This window comes from Enterobacter cloacae complex sp. 342H5 (genome assembly GCF_050030905.1).
In the GTDB taxonomy this organism is placed as follows: domain Bacteria; phylum Pseudomonadota; class Gammaproteobacteria; order Enterobacterales; family Enterobacteriaceae; genus Enterobacter; species Enterobacter intestinihominis.
Genome location: NZ_JBLGVB010000001.1, coordinates 3,647,727 through 3,663,962, shown reverse-complemented (window position 1 = coordinate 3,663,962; position 16,236 = coordinate 3,647,727). Strand labels below are relative to the sequence as shown.

The following is a 16,236-nucleotide window of genomic DNA, read 5'->3' as shown; positions in this document are numbered from 1 at the left end:
GAGTAATCACCGTGCAAAATGTTGATGTCGCCATTGTCGGCGGCGGAATGGTAGGACTGGCGCTGGCCTGTGGTTTACAGGGCAGCGGCCTGCGCGTGGCGGTGCTTGAGCAAAACGCGCCGCAGCCCGTGGCGCAGGATGCACCGCCGGAGCTGCGCGTCTCGGCGATCAATGCCGCCAGCGAAAAGCTACTGACGCACCTTGGCGTCTGGTCTGAAATCGTGGCGCTGCGTGCCAGCTGTTACCATGGCATGGAAGTGTGGGATAAAGACAGCTTCGGCCATATCGCGTTTGACGATGAAAGCATGGGCTACAGCCACCTTGGGCACATCGTTGAAAACGCGGTGATCCACCACGCGCTGTGGCAAAAAGCGCAGCAGTGCAGCGACGTCACGCTGATCGCACCGGCGAAACTTCAGCAGGTGGCGTGGGGCGAAAACGACGCGTTTATCACTCTTGAAAGCGGCGACATGCTGACCGCGCGGCTGGTAGTGGGTGCCGACGGCGCCAATTCCTGGCTGCGTAACAAAGCGGATATTCCGCTGACCTTCTGGGATTACCGTCATCACGCCCTGGTTGCCACAATCCGCACCGAAGAGCCGCATGGCGGCGTGGCGCGCCAGATTTTCCACAATGATGGCATTCTGGCCTTCCTGCCGCTTGCCGATCCGCATCTCTGCTCCATCGTCTGGTCTTTAGAGCCGGAGAAAGCGCAGCAGATGCAGGAGGCGACGCCGGACGCCTTTAATCAGGCGCTATGCGTGGCGTTTGATAACCGTCTGGGCCTGTGCACGCTTGAAAGCGAACGCCAGGCGTTTCCGTTAACCGGTCGCTACGCGCGTCAGTTTGCGGCGCACCGTCTGGCGTTGGTGGGGGATGCGGCGCATACGATTCATCCGCTGGCCGGGCAGGGGGTGAACCTCGGCTTTATGGACGCGGCCGAGCTGGTTGAAGAGCTGCGTCGTCTGCATCGGGAAGGTAAAGATATTGGTCAGCATCTGTATCTGCGTCGCTACGAGCGCAGCCGCAAACACAGTGCGGCGATGATGCTGGCGGGTATGCAGGGCTTCCGCGAGCTATTTGCCGGAGCGAACCCGGCGAAAAAACTGCTGCGCGATATCGGCCTCAAACTGGCCGACACCCTTCCCGGCGTCAAACCGCAGCTTCTTCGTCAGGCAATGGGCCTTAACGATCTTCCCGACTGGTTACGTTAATCTCGATCCCCGTCACACTTTATTTTCCCGGCCTTCGCGCCGGGGAAATCTCCTCGTTTGAAATAATCTAATTTCACGTCATTTTTCGCATTAGAAAATCTAATCTTACTATTTTTATGTTACGGAAATTCGGCCCGTTTTTCCGCACGAAATATCACTATCTGCTAAATCCTGTTAGCTCTATGTTAATTTTATGCGGGTTTAATCGCATTTTACCAGTGAATAACTCTGTAGGCTTTTCAGTGATTTTTGGTCATAAGCTAATGTGATGACCCGTTTTGCCTTATGGTTTACCGCCGGTTTCGGTGGTAAGTTCAGGTAAAAGAGAACGTTTGCGTCGGCCCTCGATCGCGAGGTCGACACCGGGTTTCACGGTGAATTTTTCAACGAGGAAAAGATGGCTCAACAGACTCCTTTGTACGAACAGCACGTGTTATGCGGCGCCCGCATGGTGGACTTCCACGGCTGGATGATGCCGCTGCACTACGGCTCGCAGATTGATGAGCACCACGCGGTGCGCACCGATGCCGGTATGTTCGACGTGTCTCATATGACGATTGTCGACCTGCGCGGTAGCCGCACCCGGGAGTTTTTGCGTTATCTGCTGGCAAACGACGTCGCCAAACTAAAAACGCCGGGCAAAGCGCTCTATACCGGCATGCTCAATGCCTCTGGCGGCGTGATTGACGACCTCATCGTCTACTACTTCACCGAAGATTTCTTCCGCCTCGTTGTAAACTCCGCCACCCGCGAAAAAGACCTCTCCTGGATTTCCCAACACGCTGAACCTTACGCCATCGACATCACCGTTCGTGACGATCTGTCGCTGATTGCGGTGCAGGGGCCAAACGCCCAGGCGAAAGCCGCGTCTCTGTTCAGCGACGAGCAGCGCAAAGCAACCGAAGGCATGAAGCCGTTCTTCGGCGTGCAGGCGGGGGATCTGTTTATCGCCACCACCGGCTACACCGGTGAAGCGGGCTACGAAATTGCAATGCCAAACGAAAAGGCCGCCGATTTCTGGCGTGCGCTGGTGGAGGCGGGTGTGAAGCCTGCGGGCCTGGGCGCGCGCGATACGCTGCGTCTGGAAGCGGGGATGAACCTCTACGGTCAGGAGATGGACGAAGGCGTCTCACCGCTGGCGGCCAACATGGGCTGGACCATCGCGTGGGAACCGGCTGACCGTGATTTTATTGGCCGTGAAGCGCTGGAGATGCAGCGCGAGAAGGGCACTGAACAGCTGGTTGGCCTGGTGATGAAAGAAAAAGGCGTTCTGCGCGGCGAGCTGCCGGTGCGCTTCACCGATGCCGATGGCAATCATCGCGAAGGCGTGATCACCAGCGGAACGTTCTCCCCGACGCTCGGCTACAGTATTGCACTGGCACGCGTGCCAGCGGGGATTGGCGAAACGGCGGTGGTGCAGATCCGCAACCGCGAAATGCCGGTCAACGTGACCAAACCGATTTTTGTTCGCGCCGGTAAGCCGGTCGCCTAACTATTTTTATCAGGAGAACTTCAATGAGCAATGTGCCAGCAGAACTGAAATACAGCAAAGAACACGAGTGGCTGCGCAAAGAGGCGGACGGCACTTACACCGTTGGGATCACCGAGCACGCGCAGGAACTGCTGGGCGACATGGTGTTTGTTGACCTGCCGGAAGTGGGCGCAACCGTGAGCGCAGGCGACGACTGTGCGGTGGCAGAATCCGTTAAAGCGGCCTCTGACATCTACGCTCCGGTGAGCGGTGAAATTGTTGCCGTGAACGACGCGCTGAGCGACTCCCCGGAGCTGGTGAACAGCGAGCCTTATGAAGGCGGCTGGATCTTTAAGATCAAAGCCAGCGACGAAGCGCAGGTTGCCGCGCTGCTGGATGCGACCGCGTACGAAGCACTACTGGAAGACGAATAACGTTGTGCCGGATGGCGCTGCGCTTATCCGGCCTACAGATCTACGTAGGCCCGGTAAGCGTTAGCGCCACCGGGCAACAGCGTTACAGATAATTACGATTCACTGCACGTTTCAGGAACCATCGCTCATGACACAGACTTTAAGCCAGCTTGAAAACCGTGGCGCCTTCATTGAACGTCACATTGGGCCGGATGCTCAGCAACAGCAGGAGATGCTGAAGACAGTTGGCGCGGATTCATTAAACGCACTGATCGGCCAGATCGTGCCAAAAGACATCCAGCTTGCCACACCGCCGCAGGTAGGCGAGTCCACGACGGAGTTCGCCGCGCTGGCGGAGCTGAAGGCCATCGCCGGCCTTAACAAGCGCTATAAGTCTTATATCGGCATGGGCTACACCAACGTGCAATTACCGCCGGTGATCCTGCGTAATATGCTGGAAAATCCGGGCTGGTACACCGCTTACACCCCGTATCAGCCAGAAGTCTCCCAGGGCCGTCTGGAAGCGCTGCTGAACTTCCAGCAGGTGACGCTGGATCTGACCGGTATGGATATCGCCTCTGCCTCGCTGCTGGATGAAGCCACTGCCGCCGCTGAAGCGATGGCGATGGCGAAGCGCGTGAGCAAGCTGAAAAACGCCAACCGCTTCTTCGTCGCGGCGGACGTGCATCCCCAGACGCTGGACGTGGTGCGCACCCGTGCGGAAACCTTCGGCTTTGAGGTGATTGTCGACGACGCTGACAAAGTGCTGGATCACCAGGACGTCTTCGGCGTGCTGTTACAGCAGGTGGGCACCACCGGGGAAGTGCATGATTACAGCGCGCTGATCGCCGAGCTCAAATCCCGTAAGGTTATTGTTAGCGTCGCCGCTGATTTTATGGCGCTGGTGCTGCTGACGGCGCCAGGTAAACAGGGCGCGGATATTGTCTTCGGCTCAGCGCAACGCTTCGGCGTGCCGATGGGCTACGGCGGCCCGCACGCGGCGTTCTTTGGCGCGAAAGATGAATTTAAACGTTCCATGCCAGGCCGTATTATCGGCGTATCGAAAGATGCCGCCGGTAACACCGCGCTGCGCATGGCGATGCAGACCCGCGAGCAGCATATCCGCCGCGAGAAAGCGAACTCCAACATCTGTACCTCGCAGGTGCTGCTGGCTAACATTGCCAGCTTATACGCGGTGTTCCACGGTCCGGCTGGCCTGAAACGCATTGCCAGCCGCATCCACCGTCTGGCCGATATCCTGGCCTGCGGTCTGCAACAGAAAGGTCTCAGACTGCGTCATGAGCACTACTTCGACACCCTGTGCGTCGAGGTGGCAGACAAAGCGGCCGTGCTGGCGCGCGCCGAGGCAGCACAAATCAACCTGCGCAGCGACATTCACAATGCGGTCGGCATTACGCTGGACGAAAGCACCACCCGTGACGATATCCTGACCCTGTTCAACGTATTGCTGGGTGACGCACAGGGTCTGGACGTTGATACGCTCGACAAAGAGGTTGCGCTCGACAGCCGCTCCATTCAGGAAAGCATGCTGCGCGACGACGCGATCCTGACTCACCCGGTGTTCAACCGCTATCACAGCGAAACCGAGATGATGCGTTACATGCACTCTCTGGAACGTAAAGATCTGGCGCTGAACCAGGCGATGATCCCGCTGGGCTCCTGCACCATGAAGCTGAACGCCGCGGCTGAGATGATCCCAATCACCTGGCCTGAATTCTCGGAGCTGCACCCGTTCTGCCCGGCTGAGCAGGCGGAAGGTTATCACATGATGATCAACCAGCTCTCCGACTGGCTGGTGAAGCTGACCGGGTACGACGCGCTCTGCATGCAGCCGAACTCCGGTGCGCAGGGTGAATACGCCGGTCTGCTGGCGATCCGTCACTATCACGAAAGCCGCAACGAAGGCCACCGCGATATCTGTCTGATCCCAAGCTCTGCCCACGGCACCAACCCGGCCTCTGCCCAGATGGCAGGGATGGAAGTGGTGGTCGTGGCGTGCGACAAAAACGGCAACATCGATCTGGCCGACCTGCGCGCCAAAGCAGAGCAGGCAGGCGACAAACTCTCCTGCATCATGGTGACCTACCCGTCCACCCACGGCGTGTACGAAGAAACGATCCGTGAAGTGTGTGAAGTGGTGCATCAGTTCGGCGGCCAGGTTTACCTCGACGGCGCGAACATGAACGCCCAGGTGGGCATTACCTCTCCGGGCTTTATTGGCGCGGACGTGTCGCACCTCAACCTGCATAAAACGTTCTGTATTCCGCACGGCGGCGGCGGCCCGGGCATGGGCCCAATCGGCGTCAAAGCGCACCTGGCACCGTTTGTGCCAGGCCATAGCGTGGTGCAGATTGAAGGCATGCTGACCCGTCAGGGCGCGGTCTCCGCGGCACCGTTCGGCAGCGCCTCTATCCTGCCAATCAGCTGGATGTACATCCGCATGATGGGCGCGGAAGGGCTCAAGCAGGCCAGCCAGGTGGCGATACTCAACGCCAACTACATCGCAACACGTCTGAAAGACGCCTATCCGGTGCTCTACACCGGCCGCGATGGTCGCGTGGCGCACGAATGCATCCTCGATATTCGTCCTCTGAAAGAAGAGACGGGCATCAGCGAGCTGGATATTGCCAAGCGTCTGATCGACTACGGCTTCCACGCGCCAACCATGTCCTTCCCGGTTGCAGGAACGCTGATGGTTGAGCCGACCGAGTCTGAAAGCAAGGTGGAGCTGGATCGCTTTATCGACGCGATGCTGGCGATCCGCAGCGAAATCGACCGCGTAAAAGGCGGGGAATGGACGCTGGAAGATAACCCCCTGGTCAACGCGCCGCATACCCAGAACGAACTGGTGGCAGAGTGGAACCACGGTTATACCCGCGAGCTGGCTGTCTTCCCGGCAGGTGTGGCAAACAAATATTGGCCAACCGTGAAACGTCTTGATGATGTTTACGGCGACCGTAACCTGTTCTGCTCCTGCGTACCGATGAGCGAATACCAGTAACGTTGTTCCTGTAGTAACGTAGGCCGGGTAAGGCGAAGCCGCCACCCGGCTTTTTTATTGGGAGAAAAGAATGGCAATTGCATTGGTCACCGGCGCCAGCCGGGGTATTGGTAAAGCCACCGCGCTACAGCTGGCAAGCGAAGGCTACACCGTTGCGGTGAATTTTCATCACAACATCAAAGCCGCGACAGAGGTCATTAATCAGATCGTGGACGCGGGCGGTAAGGCCTTTGCCGTGCGCGCGGATATCAGCGATGAATCGCAGGTGATGGCGATGTTCGACAGCATCGATCGCGAAGGTGAGCCGCTCGCCGCGCTGGTGAACAACGCCGGGATTTTGTTTGAACAATCCTCCATCGAAAACCTCTCAGCTGAACGTATTAACCGCGTGCTGTCCACCAACGTCACTGGCTATTTTCTCTGCTGCCGTGAGGCGGTGAAGCGCATGTCGCATAAACACGGCGGCAAGGGCGGCGCGATTGTGAATGTCTCCTCGGCGGCCTCACGACTGGGCGCACCGGGGGAGTATGTGGATTATGCTGCCTCCAAAGGGGCGGTGGATTCCCTCACCACCGGCCTCGCGCTGGAGGTGGCGGCGCAGGGCATTCGCGTTAACTGCGTGCGGCCAGGCCTGATTTATACCGATATTCACGCCTCCGGCGGCGAGCCGGGGCGTGTGGATCGGGTGAAGTCGATGTTACCGATGCAGCGTGGCGGTCAGCCGGAGGAGGTCGCCCAGGCCATTTCCTGGCTGCTGAGCGACAAAGCCTCCTATGTCACCGGTAGCTTCCTGGAGCTGGCTGGCGGGAAGTAACGCTACGACGCCAGCCACAGCCGCAGGCGCATTCCCCAGCCGCTGGTCCAGCCGGTGGTGATCGACTTCACTTCACCGTGAGAGATCACCACAAGCGTTGGCGTCACCTGAACGTCCCACTGACGCGCCAGTTCTCCGCTGGCGTCGTTGACCGTGGGCATCATCGCCTTCTTCTTCCTCATCCATGTTTCGAGCGTCGCGTTATCGCCCGAGCGCAGCGCAACCGACATCACGTTACCCCCGTCCGCGGCAATCGCCGCCACCGACGGCGTGGTGTAGCGGCAGACGCCGCACCATGTCGCCCAGACGTAGACCAGCAGCGGTCGCTCCTTACTCATGGCGATAAGATCGACGGGCTGACCGTCGAGGGTGTGCAGTGCCGTCGCGGAGAAATTCTGCGGCAGCGCGGGCTGGCGGAAATAGTCCACCGCCAGGCTCACGGCTACGCCAATCAGCAGCCACACGGCCAGCTCGCGCAGCAGGCGCGGAAGCTTACTTGCCACGGGCGTTTGCCAGCTGTTCTTTGACCAACCCCTCCAGATCGTCATACGGGATTGCGCCCGCCACCATCTGGTCACCGATGATGGTCGCCGGGGTGCCCTGAATATTCAGCACCTGCGCCAGGATCAGGTTCATCTTTACGCTGTCCATAGTTTTATCATCGGTTTTAATGCTGTCCGTCCCGGTCTTCACCTGCGCGGCGGCGATGCTGGCGTCATCGTGATAGCCCTTTTTCATCATCAGCCGCTGGTGTAGTGCCCAGAATTGATCCGGCGCCTGCTGCCACGTTGAGAGCGCCGCTTTCGCGGCATTTACCGAGCTTTGTCCCTTGAACGGCAGCAGTTTGATGATGAGCTGCACGTCGGGATTATCGTGCACGATTTTCTCCAGCATTGGGTCGAACTGCTTGCAATACGGGCAGTTGTAGTCTGTGAAGGAGACGATGGTGAGCTTCGGCGATGTCGCTCCGGTTCGCGGGCTGTTGGGGTCGTTAAACAGCAGTTTTGCCAGCTGGTCGTTGGAAGCGTCATCTGACGGTGCGGCGAAACCGAACGTTGATAACGACAGCAGAAGTAAGGCAACAAAGGCTCTCATGTTATTTTCCTTTTGCATCGGACAGGGTGCTCAGCACCGCTTCGCGGCTTAACAACGCAGGCAGCACGTGGCCCTGCGGTAATCCCGGTCCGTAGATCTGGTTAAACGGCACGGAGGCGCTGCCGCGCGTGGTTAAAAACTGGCTGATGGTATCTGAGGGGCGGCTCCAGTCGCCGCGCAGGGCGACAACGTCCGGGGCGGAGAGCGCATCCTGCACGTCGTCGCGCAGCAGAACGTTGTATTTATTGGCTTTACAGGTCACGCACCAGTCGGCGGTCACGTCGACGAACACCCGTTTGTTCTCCGCCAGCGCGCGGGCAATGGCCTGCTCGCTGAGCGGCTGCCAGTGAATACGATCGCGGCGGGAGCCCTCGCCGCCGGAGCCGGAAACAAACGCGACCGCCCCGGCCACCAGTACAGCTAATACCCCGGCGCGCAGTGCCGTTTGCCAGCGGTAGCGCCAGGCGGTGACCAGCAGCAGCGCAAGGATCAGCAGCACGCCCAGCGTAATGACCGGCAGGCTGCCAATGTGCACCGTCAGCAGGCTCAGCAGCCACAGCGATGAGCCGAGCATCATCATCCCCAGCACTACGCGTACAACGTTCATCCAGCGCCCCGGACGCGGCAACCGCTGGGCCAGCCCCGGCCAGGCCGCCACCAGCAGCCACGGCAGGCTCATGCCGATACCCATCGCCAGGAAGATCCCCCACAGCAGGGGAAGCGGTGCCGCCAGCGCGACCGAGACCGCCGTCCCCAGGAACGGCGCGGTGCAGGGTGTCGCCAGCAGCGTGGCAAACGCGCCTTGCCAGAAATGACCCGCAAGCCCGTTGCCGCCGCGCGTGGCGAGGAAGGTGCTGGCGCCGGAAGGGAGACGGATTTCAAACAACCCCAGCAGGCTGGCGCTGAAGAGCACCATTACCAGCGCCATCGCGGCAATAAACCACGGGTTCTGGAACTGGATCCCCCAGCCGAGCGCCTGATTGCCTAAACGTAATACCGTCATCATCAGCGCCAGTGCGAGGAACGAGATCACGATCCCGGCTACCGATGCAAGAAACTGCCTGCGCACCTGACCGCGCGCCTGCCGTTCGGTTTGCATCAGCGTGCCCAGCTTCATGGCCAGCACCGGCAGCACGCAGGGCATAACGTTGAGGATCAGGCCACCAGCCAGCGCCATCAGCAGCACCCAGCCTAACGGGAGCGTCGGCGCGGCGTTCCCCGGCTGAATGCTCAGGCTGGACTCCTGCGCCTGCCCGCTATCGGCCAGAACCAGCGACAGGATTTTGCCGCTGAGGTTGGGCGCGGCCTCGCCCCAGCTGTCCGTCACGGGCACGGTGGCGACCAGCGAATCACCGCGCATGGTGAGGGCCGGTTTGCCGAAATCAACATCATCCATACCGTCGATAAACAGCGACGGCGCCTGCCAGCCTGCGTCACGCTGCGCCGTTACGGTCAGCTTGCCGGGGGCATAGGTGGCGTTAAGCGTTGAGGTCAACCCGCCGCTGAGGGGAAGGGTGCCCATGGCCCGACTGAAATCGTAATCAAAACTGGCGCCTGCGGATGCGGTCATGTTCAGTGAAAACGGGTAGTCGGTAAGAATACAGACGTTGCTACAGGTGGAGAGCGTCAGCACGCCGCTCAGGATCGTCGGGACGTCGCCCCGCAGAGTGAGGGGAAAGCTGACATCGCCGTGATAGCCCTGCGTGGTGATGCCCGCGACGTCGAAACGCTGCGGCACAGGCCAGCGCCAGATCGCCTCGACGGGCTGATGCCATTTAATCGCGGGTGCGACGCCGCCTTCGCCCGGCGAGCGCCAGTAGGTTTTCCAGCCTTTTTGCAGGGCGACGTCCAGCAGCAGGCGGGTTTCGCCAGTGCTTTCAGGTTGCGCACGCAGCCTGACGCTGGCGTGCTGATTATCGGCGGCGCGCAGCCAGCCGCTGTCGGCAGCCTGGCTGAGGGGCAGCCATAGCCAAAGCAGGCAGACCAGCAGTCGCCTGAATACAGTAAACATAAATTTTCTCCGTAAATGATGAATTAACCTGAAGTAACAGGCGAAGGCTCATTCACGGAAGACGCATAATCGCAGATGCACCCTTAACCGGGGCGGGGAGATAACGCGGGGAGGCCACTGCCGTTCGCGGCGCGGTGGACTGGCTGCCAGCAACGCAAGCAGCAGGGTGACGGCAATCAGGGCGCCTTCAAACAAAACAGGCGGGACCGACATCAGCGACTTGGCGCTTAGCTCACACGGGGTTACCGGTGCGTCGGCACTCTCCTGCCCCTGCTGGACAGACTGGCTCGTGGCGGTGACGTTCATGACAAGCGCGTGCATCCCGGCCATCCGCTGGGCGGTACATATCAGCACCACCAGACAGGCCAGGGCTACAAGCAGGATAGCGTTGCGTTGTCGCTTAATCATGTTCGCCTCAAATATTCAGGATGCCTATATTATCGGGCGAACATATTTTGGCAACGCAAAAGCTGTAAAGAAGTGTCTGGAAGATAAGCAGTTTGCCCTCTCCGCTTGCAGAGAGGGCAAGCCATTACAGCGTTTCGCCGTTGCTGGCAATGACGGTTTTATACCACTCAAAGCTCTTCTTACGGGAGCGGGACATGTCACCGGTGCCGTCGTCGTGCTTGTTGACGTAGATAAAGCCGTAGCGCTTGCTGTACTGGCCGGTGGTGAAGGAGACGCAGTCGATGCAGCCCCACGGGGTGTAGCCCATCAGATCCACGCCGTCGTACGTCACGGCCTTCATCATCTCTTCCACGTGGGCGCGCAGGTAGTCGATGCGGTAGTCATCGTTGATGCTGCCGTCTTCTTCCACTTTGTCGTAGGCGCCGAAACCGTTCTCCACGATAAACAGCGGCTTCTGATAGCGCTCGTACAGTTCGCACAGTGAATAACGCAGGCCCACAGGGTCAATCTGCCAGCCCCAGTCGGACGCCTTGACGTGTGGGTTCGGCACGCTGCCCTCGAAGCCGGAAATGGCATCACCGGTGCCGCCTTCCGCTTTGACCGCGTTGGTCATGTAGTAGCTGAAACCTAAGTAATCGCAGGTGCCTTCACGCAGGATCTGCTCGTCGCCTGCTTCCATTTTGATGGAGAAGCCACGGCGTTCCCACTCGTTCAGCACGTAAGACGGGTAGTAGCCGCGCAGCTGTACGTCGGTAAAGACGTAGCGCTCGCGCATGGATTCCTGAGCGAACATCACATCTTCTGGCTTGCAGGAGTATGGATAGAGCGCCACCATCGCCAGCATGCAGCCGACTTTCATCTCCGGGTTAATGCGGCGGGCGGCTTTCACCGCCAGCGCGCTGGCCACGAACTGGTGGTGCAGCACCTGGTACATGGTCTCTTCCGGGTTGTCGTGCTCGGTATAGACCACGCCAGAGCAGCAGTAGCCGAACAGCGGCGCACGCCAGTTGCGCTGGTTGTTGATTTCGTTGAAGGTCATCCAGTATTTGACCTTATTTTTGTAGCGCTCAAATACCACTTCCGAGAAGCGTACAAAGAAATCGACTACTTTACGGTTGGTCCATCCGCCGTATTCCTGAACGAGGTGCAGCGGCATTTCAAAGTGGGAGAGGGTGATCACCGGCTCGATGTTGTACTTCAACAGTTCATCGAACATGTCGTCGTAAAACTTCAGCCCCTCTTCGTTTGGCTGAGTTTCGTCGCCTTTCGGGAAGATGCGCGTCCAGGCGATAGAGGTACGGAAACATTTGAAGCCCATCTCGGCAAACAGCTTGATGTCTTCTTTGTAATGGCCGTAAAAGTCGACGGCTTCGTGGTTCGGGTAATATTTGCCTTCAATCACTTCCTGCGTGATTTCACGCGGAACGCCGTGTGCGCCGCCGGTGAGCACGTCGCAAATGCTTGGCCCTTTGCCGCCTTTGTTCCAGCCGCCTTCAACCTGGTGCGCCGCCACCGCGCCGCCCCATAAAAAATCTTTCGGTAAAGTGAGTTTTTTCATCTTTGCTATTCTCAATTCAGGACTTATTGATTTCGAGTCTAGCAAAGCGGAAATAAATGTCACGATATAACATTTTGCGGAAATTGTAATTTGTCACATCAAAAAAACAGGATGTTTTATTCTGTTAATTTCTTCGCCAGTTTCCGACCTAATGATTCCAGAATATAGATGACGGGAATTTGGGTGGTTATATCGTAAACGCCGCCTATGCGCGTTTGGGGGACATGCCAGGAGAGATTAAAGTCCGCCAGCTTCGCGAGACGAGAATGTTCGTGGCTGGTGACAGAGAGCACCTTGCAGCGATGCAGGCTGAACTGGCTGGCGAAGCGCAGGATTTCCTCGGTTTCTCCGGAGACGGAAAGTACAATGGCCAGCGCATTTTTAGCCATATCGTTAGTGACCGGGAAATAAGGATCGTCGATATGGTTGCTGAATTTCCCGATATTTGAAAAGAAACGTGCGCCATATTTTGCCAGCGATCCGGACGTGCCTGCGCCAACAAAAATAATTCGTTCAGATGATAAAATAATATCGACGGCTTTATCTAATAACGCATCGAACTCTTCGTTATTTACGCTTTTAAAGAAGCTGATAATTTCACTGGCACCAAAATTCGCCTGCTGCGGCTCGTTCTGCTCCAGATAGAGTTTAAAGCGCACCCGAAATTCCGAGTAGCCTTCGCAGTTGAGCTTTCGGCAGAAGCGCAGGATAGTAGTGGTAGAGACTCCCGCCGCATCCGCCAGCTCGCGGATGGTCATGTACATCACTTTGTCACGGTTCTTAATGACATAGTTGTAGACCATCATTTCCAGATTGTTGAGGCTGGCAATGGCGGAATGGCTGAACATACTCACAATGGCTAAACTCGCTGTCGGACACTATCCCTGAAGCATACCATGATGACGAAGGGTGAGAGACGGATTTATCTCCTTGATTACTCAGGTGTTAATGAAATCATTTACACCTGTGCGGTGGATTTATTTTGCATTATACTGATTTGTAAGGATAAATCTTGATTGTGGATTTATTTTAGCTAACAGGTGTTCACTGGAATCATTCTCAGTTAGCATAGACTGGCGATGAATAATCATCTTTTGTTTTCCCGGAGTTAAGTATGGTGAGCAGACCATTAATCGCACAGGGATATTCGCTGGCTGAGGAAGTAGCCAACAGTATAAGCCATGGCATTGGCCTGGTGTTTGGGATTGTCGGCTTAGTATTGCTGTTGGTGCAGGCGGTAGATACCAACGCCAGCGCGATGGCCATTACCAGCTACAGCCTGTATGGCGGGAGTATGATCCTGCTTTTCCTTGCCTCAACGCTGTATCACGCTATTCCGCATCAACGGGCGAAGATATGGCTCAAGAAATTTGACCACTGCGCAATCTATCTTCTCATTGCAGGCACTTACACGCCATTTTTGCTGGTGGGGCTCAACTCACCGCTGTCGCGTGGCCTGATGATTGTAATCTGGAGCCTGGCGCTGCTGGGGATCCTGTTCAAGCTGACCATCGCGCACCGGTTCAAAGTGTTGTCGCTGGTCACCTATCTGACAATGGGCTGGCTGTCGCTGATTGTGGTGTATCAGTTAGCCATTAAGCTGGCGGTGGGGGGCGTGACGCTTCTGGCGGTGGGCGGAGTGATCTACTCGCTGGGCGTGATTTTCTACGTCTGCAAGCGTATCCCGTACAACCATGCCATCTGGCACGGCTTTGTGCTGGGCGGCAGCGTGTGCCACTTTCTGGCAATTTATCTGTATGTTGGTCAGGTGTAGTTTTTTTGTAAGGTGCGGTCTGATGCCCTCACCCCGACCCTCTCCCACAGGGCTGAGGGTTCCCCACAAATTAATGCGAGCACTGAGCAATCCCCTCGCCCCTCTGGGGAGAGGGTTAGGGTGAGGGGAACATACGGCGGTGGTGGTCATTCCGTTCACTTTATGTTCCTTGCTACTCTGTAACGACATGACCGGTGAACGTGCCAGGGTGGCTCAGTCGCCACCACCCTGGCGACCCGGGCTCCCGGCGGTAAATCGCCGCTTCGCGGTGCCCTCGGCTTATTCCTTCCGGCTTATCGGGTACGGGCGGAGGCAACGTCCCTGTAAAGCCGCCCTCTCGGCGCATCCCTGCGCCTCGCCCCGGCCTGCAGGAAACGCCTCAGCGATTTACAGCCGGACCAGGGCATCGCTGACAGCCCTCAGTCATTTAGAAAGCAACTTTATTGCTTCTGAATAAAAAAATTACTGGGGAACCCTCAGCCCACAGGGAGAGGGTGAATATCAACACCGGGCGATACAGCATCAATCTTCCAGTGAATACGGCAGCGGCTCAATGCTGAGCGTGTTTGCATCGTCCCGCACGCGGAACACGCTGTCGGGCTCCATATCATTATTCATGACAACCTGCACCAGCAGGCGGCCATCATCGAGCTGGACGGCGGCTAACACGGTGCCGGTACGGCGCCAGTTTTCGCCCATCTTCATCTCGAGATCTTCACCCGCTTCCGGCACACGGCTGGCGTGACCAGCCAGCGTCCACAGGGCACGTTTGTTCGCGCCGCGGAATTTCGCACGCGCCACCATTTCCTGTCCGGTGTAGCAGCCCTTCTTAAAGCTGATACCACCCAGCGCCTGGATGTTTGTCGCCTGCGGGATAAACTGCGCGCTGTTTACCGCGTCAATAACCGGCAGGCCCGCTTCGATGTTCAGCGCCAGCCACTGCTGGCTGTTGTTGAGCTGTGCTTCACCGCGCAGGGCGTCAGTGACGCGTTCCGCCGTTGCTTCGTCGGTTACCAGCAGGAAGCGCTCCGCAGGGTGTTCGAACCACAGAATGGAGGTTTCTCCCTCGCTGATCAGCTGTTTTCCGGCATCCGGTAGCTCGGCAAACAGGTTTTTCAGTGCTGCACGCGCCTGGAAACCCGCTACCCCCAGCAGAACGTGTTCATCGTCCGGGGCGATGGTGACTTTAGAAAAGACCGCGTATTTTTTAAGCTCTTTAAGCTGGGCGTCACGCAGGCTGCGACGCTCAATGAAGGCGAATCCGTCCTGACGGCGGAACAGACGCAGGTTGCTCCACATTTTGCCTTTTGGATCGCAATGCGCGGCCAGCAGATGCTGGTGCTCAGTCAACTGCGCCACGTCCGCCGTGACCTGGCCTTGCAGGTATTTTTCGCTGTCCGCACCGGTCAGTGTCGCCAGTGCCCAGTCATCAAGAGTAATCAGCGTCAGCGGCAGACGCGCAGAGGCGGCGGGCTGGCGAGGAGAAAATGGTGTAAATGCCATAGTGATGTCCTGAATTGCTTAACGCTTTGATAATACCTAATGGTAAAAGAGACTGTATTCAATGCAAGCGCTTTCAGCAGGCCATTCGTGCCATTACGCGGTTATGCGTGGCGCTACGCAAAATAGTGTAATCCGCTGTCTTTATAAGGATTATTCAGGAAGCCTGCTCGAGGTTCGCAATATTCCAGTAAAGAAACGGTCAAAAACACGTTACACTAGCAGGTGTTCCCGAAGAGCAATAATGAATACCGAACGGGATACCGACTGTGCCAAACGTAATGCAGGAAACAGAACATGGATATTAACAACAAGGCCCGTATTCACTGGGCGTGCCGTCGCGGCATGCGTGAACTTGATATCTCCATCATGCCTTTCTTCGAGTATGAGTACGACAGCTTAAGCGATGACGATAAGCGCCTGTTTGTCCGTCTGCTTGAGTCCGACGATCCGGATTTATTCAACTGGCTGATGAATCACGGCAAGCCCGCCGACACCGAGTTGCAACGGATGGTGCAATTAATTCAAACACGGAATCAGGAACGTGGTCCTGTGGCAATCTGATCTTCGCGTCTCGTGGCGCTCACAGTGGATGTCCTTACTGCTCCACGGTCTGGTCGCGGCAATGGTGTTATTGGTGCCGTGGCCGCTAAGCTATACCCCTCTGTGGCTGCTTTTGCTGTCGTTTGTAGTGTTTGACAGCGTGCGCAGCCAGCGTCGAATCAACGCCCGTCAGGGTGAAATTAAGCTGCTGATGGATTCTCGCCTGCGCTGGCAGGGAAAAGAGTGGGAAATGATAGGGACGCCGTGGATGCTCAACACCGGGATGATGCTACGGCTGCGTCGGGTCGATGACAATCGTCGCCAGCACCTGTGGCTGGCAGCAGACAGTATGGATCCTGCGGAGTGGCGAGATCTGCGCCGGTTGATCGTGCAACAGCCGACGCAGGAGTAAA

General features: G+C 57.5%; 15 protein-coding genes. 8 read left to right on the top strand and 7 right to left on the bottom strand.

Going from position 1 to position 16,236, the window contains the following annotated elements; genetic code table 11:
* Positions 1-11: 11 nt before the first annotated feature.
* From ubiI to ACQG03_RS17450, 5 genes are all read left to right on the top strand, one after another.
* Entirely contained in the window at positions 12-1,214 is a 1,203-nt protein-coding gene (gene ubiI, locus ACQG03_RS17470; RefSeq protein ID WP_022649317.1) for an FAD-dependent 2-octaprenylphenol hydroxylase, read from the top strand.
* A gap of 397 nt (positions 1,215-1,611) precedes the next feature.
* Complete coding sequence (gcvT, locus tag ACQG03_RS17465) at positions 1,612-2,706, top strand: glycine cleavage system aminomethyltransferase GcvT (RefSeq protein ID WP_003860107.1); 1,095 nt, start codon at positions 1,612-1,614, stop codon at positions 2,704-2,706.
* A gap of 23 nt (positions 2,707-2,729) precedes the next feature.
* Entirely contained in the window at positions 2,730-3,119 is a 390-nt protein-coding gene (gcvH, locus tag ACQG03_RS17460) for a glycine cleavage system protein GcvH (protein WP_006811885.1), read from the top strand.
* Between the two features lie 127 nt (positions 3,120-3,246).
* Complete coding sequence (gene gcvP, locus ACQG03_RS17455; RefSeq protein ID WP_045308801.1) at positions 3,247-6,120, top strand: aminomethyl-transferring glycine dehydrogenase; 2,874 nt, start codon at positions 3,247-3,249, stop codon at positions 6,118-6,120.
* A gap of 70 nt (positions 6,121-6,190) precedes the next feature.
* Positions 6,191-6,934, top strand: a complete 744-nt coding sequence (locus ACQG03_RS17450) for an SDR family oxidoreductase (RefSeq protein WP_063146839.1) — start codon at positions 6,191-6,193, stop codon at positions 6,932-6,934.
* Positions 6,935-6,936: 2 nt separating this feature from the next.
* Here ACQG03_RS17450 and ACQG03_RS17445 read toward each other — a convergent pair whose 3' ends face one another.
* From ACQG03_RS17445 to ACQG03_RS17420, 6 genes are all read right to left on the bottom strand, one after another.
* Positions 6,937-7,437, bottom strand: coding sequence for a protein disulfide oxidoreductase (locus tag ACQG03_RS17445; RefSeq protein ID WP_032626112.1), 501 nt, complete (start codon positions 7,435-7,437; stop codon positions 6,937-6,939).
* Positions 7,427-8,029: a DsbA family protein gene (locus tag ACQG03_RS17440; RefSeq protein ID WP_022649312.1), complete on the bottom strand. Its 603-nt coding sequence runs from the start codon at positions 8,027-8,029 to the stop codon at positions 7,427-7,429. Before ACQG03_RS17440 ends, ACQG03_RS17445 begins: the two co-directional genes overlap by 11 nt.
* A 1-nt stretch (position 8,030) precedes the next feature.
* Complete coding sequence (locus tag ACQG03_RS17435) at positions 8,031-10,040, bottom strand: protein-disulfide reductase DsbD family protein (protein WP_063163568.1); 2,010 nt, start codon at positions 10,038-10,040, stop codon at positions 8,031-8,033.
* A gap of 48 nt (positions 10,041-10,088) precedes the next feature.
* Positions 10,089-10,448, bottom strand: coding sequence for a hypothetical protein (locus ACQG03_RS17430; RefSeq protein ID WP_022649310.1), 360 nt, complete (start codon positions 10,446-10,448; stop codon positions 10,089-10,091).
* Between the two features lie 124 nt (positions 10,449-10,572).
* Positions 10,573-12,006, bottom strand: coding sequence for a 6-phospho-beta-glucosidase BglA (gene bglA, locus ACQG03_RS17425; RefSeq protein ID WP_023306887.1), 1,434 nt, complete (start codon positions 12,004-12,006; stop codon positions 10,573-10,575).
* A gap of 116 nt (positions 12,007-12,122) precedes the next feature.
* A complete protein-coding gene (locus ACQG03_RS17420; protein WP_022649308.1) occupies positions 12,123-12,854 on the bottom strand; it encodes a MurR/RpiR family transcriptional regulator in 732 nt (243 codons plus the stop codon).
* A 266-nt stretch (positions 12,855-13,120) separates the two neighbouring features.
* Here ACQG03_RS17420 and trhA point away from each other — a divergent pair, with 266 nt between their 5' ends.
* Positions 13,121-13,780 carry a PAQR family membrane homeostasis protein TrhA gene (gene trhA, locus ACQG03_RS17415; protein WP_022649307.1) on the top strand — a complete coding sequence of 220 codons (660 nt, stop codon included), beginning with the start codon at positions 13,121-13,123 and terminating at the stop codon, positions 13,778-13,780.
* Between the two features lie 522 nt (positions 13,781-14,302).
* Here trhA and ygfZ read toward each other — a convergent pair.
* Positions 14,303-15,283, bottom strand: a complete 981-nt coding sequence (ygfZ, locus tag ACQG03_RS17410; protein ID WP_063163566.1) for a tRNA-modifying protein YgfZ — start codon at positions 15,281-15,283, stop codon at positions 14,303-14,305.
* A 294-nt stretch (positions 15,284-15,577) separates the two neighbouring features.
* On the opposite strand from ygfZ, the gene sdhE reads away from it, so the two are divergent.
* Complete coding sequence (sdhE, locus tag ACQG03_RS17405; protein WP_003863437.1) at positions 15,578-15,844, top strand: FAD assembly factor SdhE; 267 nt, start codon at positions 15,578-15,580, stop codon at positions 15,842-15,844.
* Complete coding sequence (locus ACQG03_RS17400; RefSeq protein ID WP_063163565.1) at positions 15,825-16,235, top strand: protein YgfX; 411 nt, start codon at positions 15,825-15,827, stop codon at positions 16,233-16,235. Before sdhE ends, ACQG03_RS17400 begins: the two co-directional genes overlap by 20 nt.
* The last annotated feature ends 1 nt before the right edge of the window (position 16,236 follow it).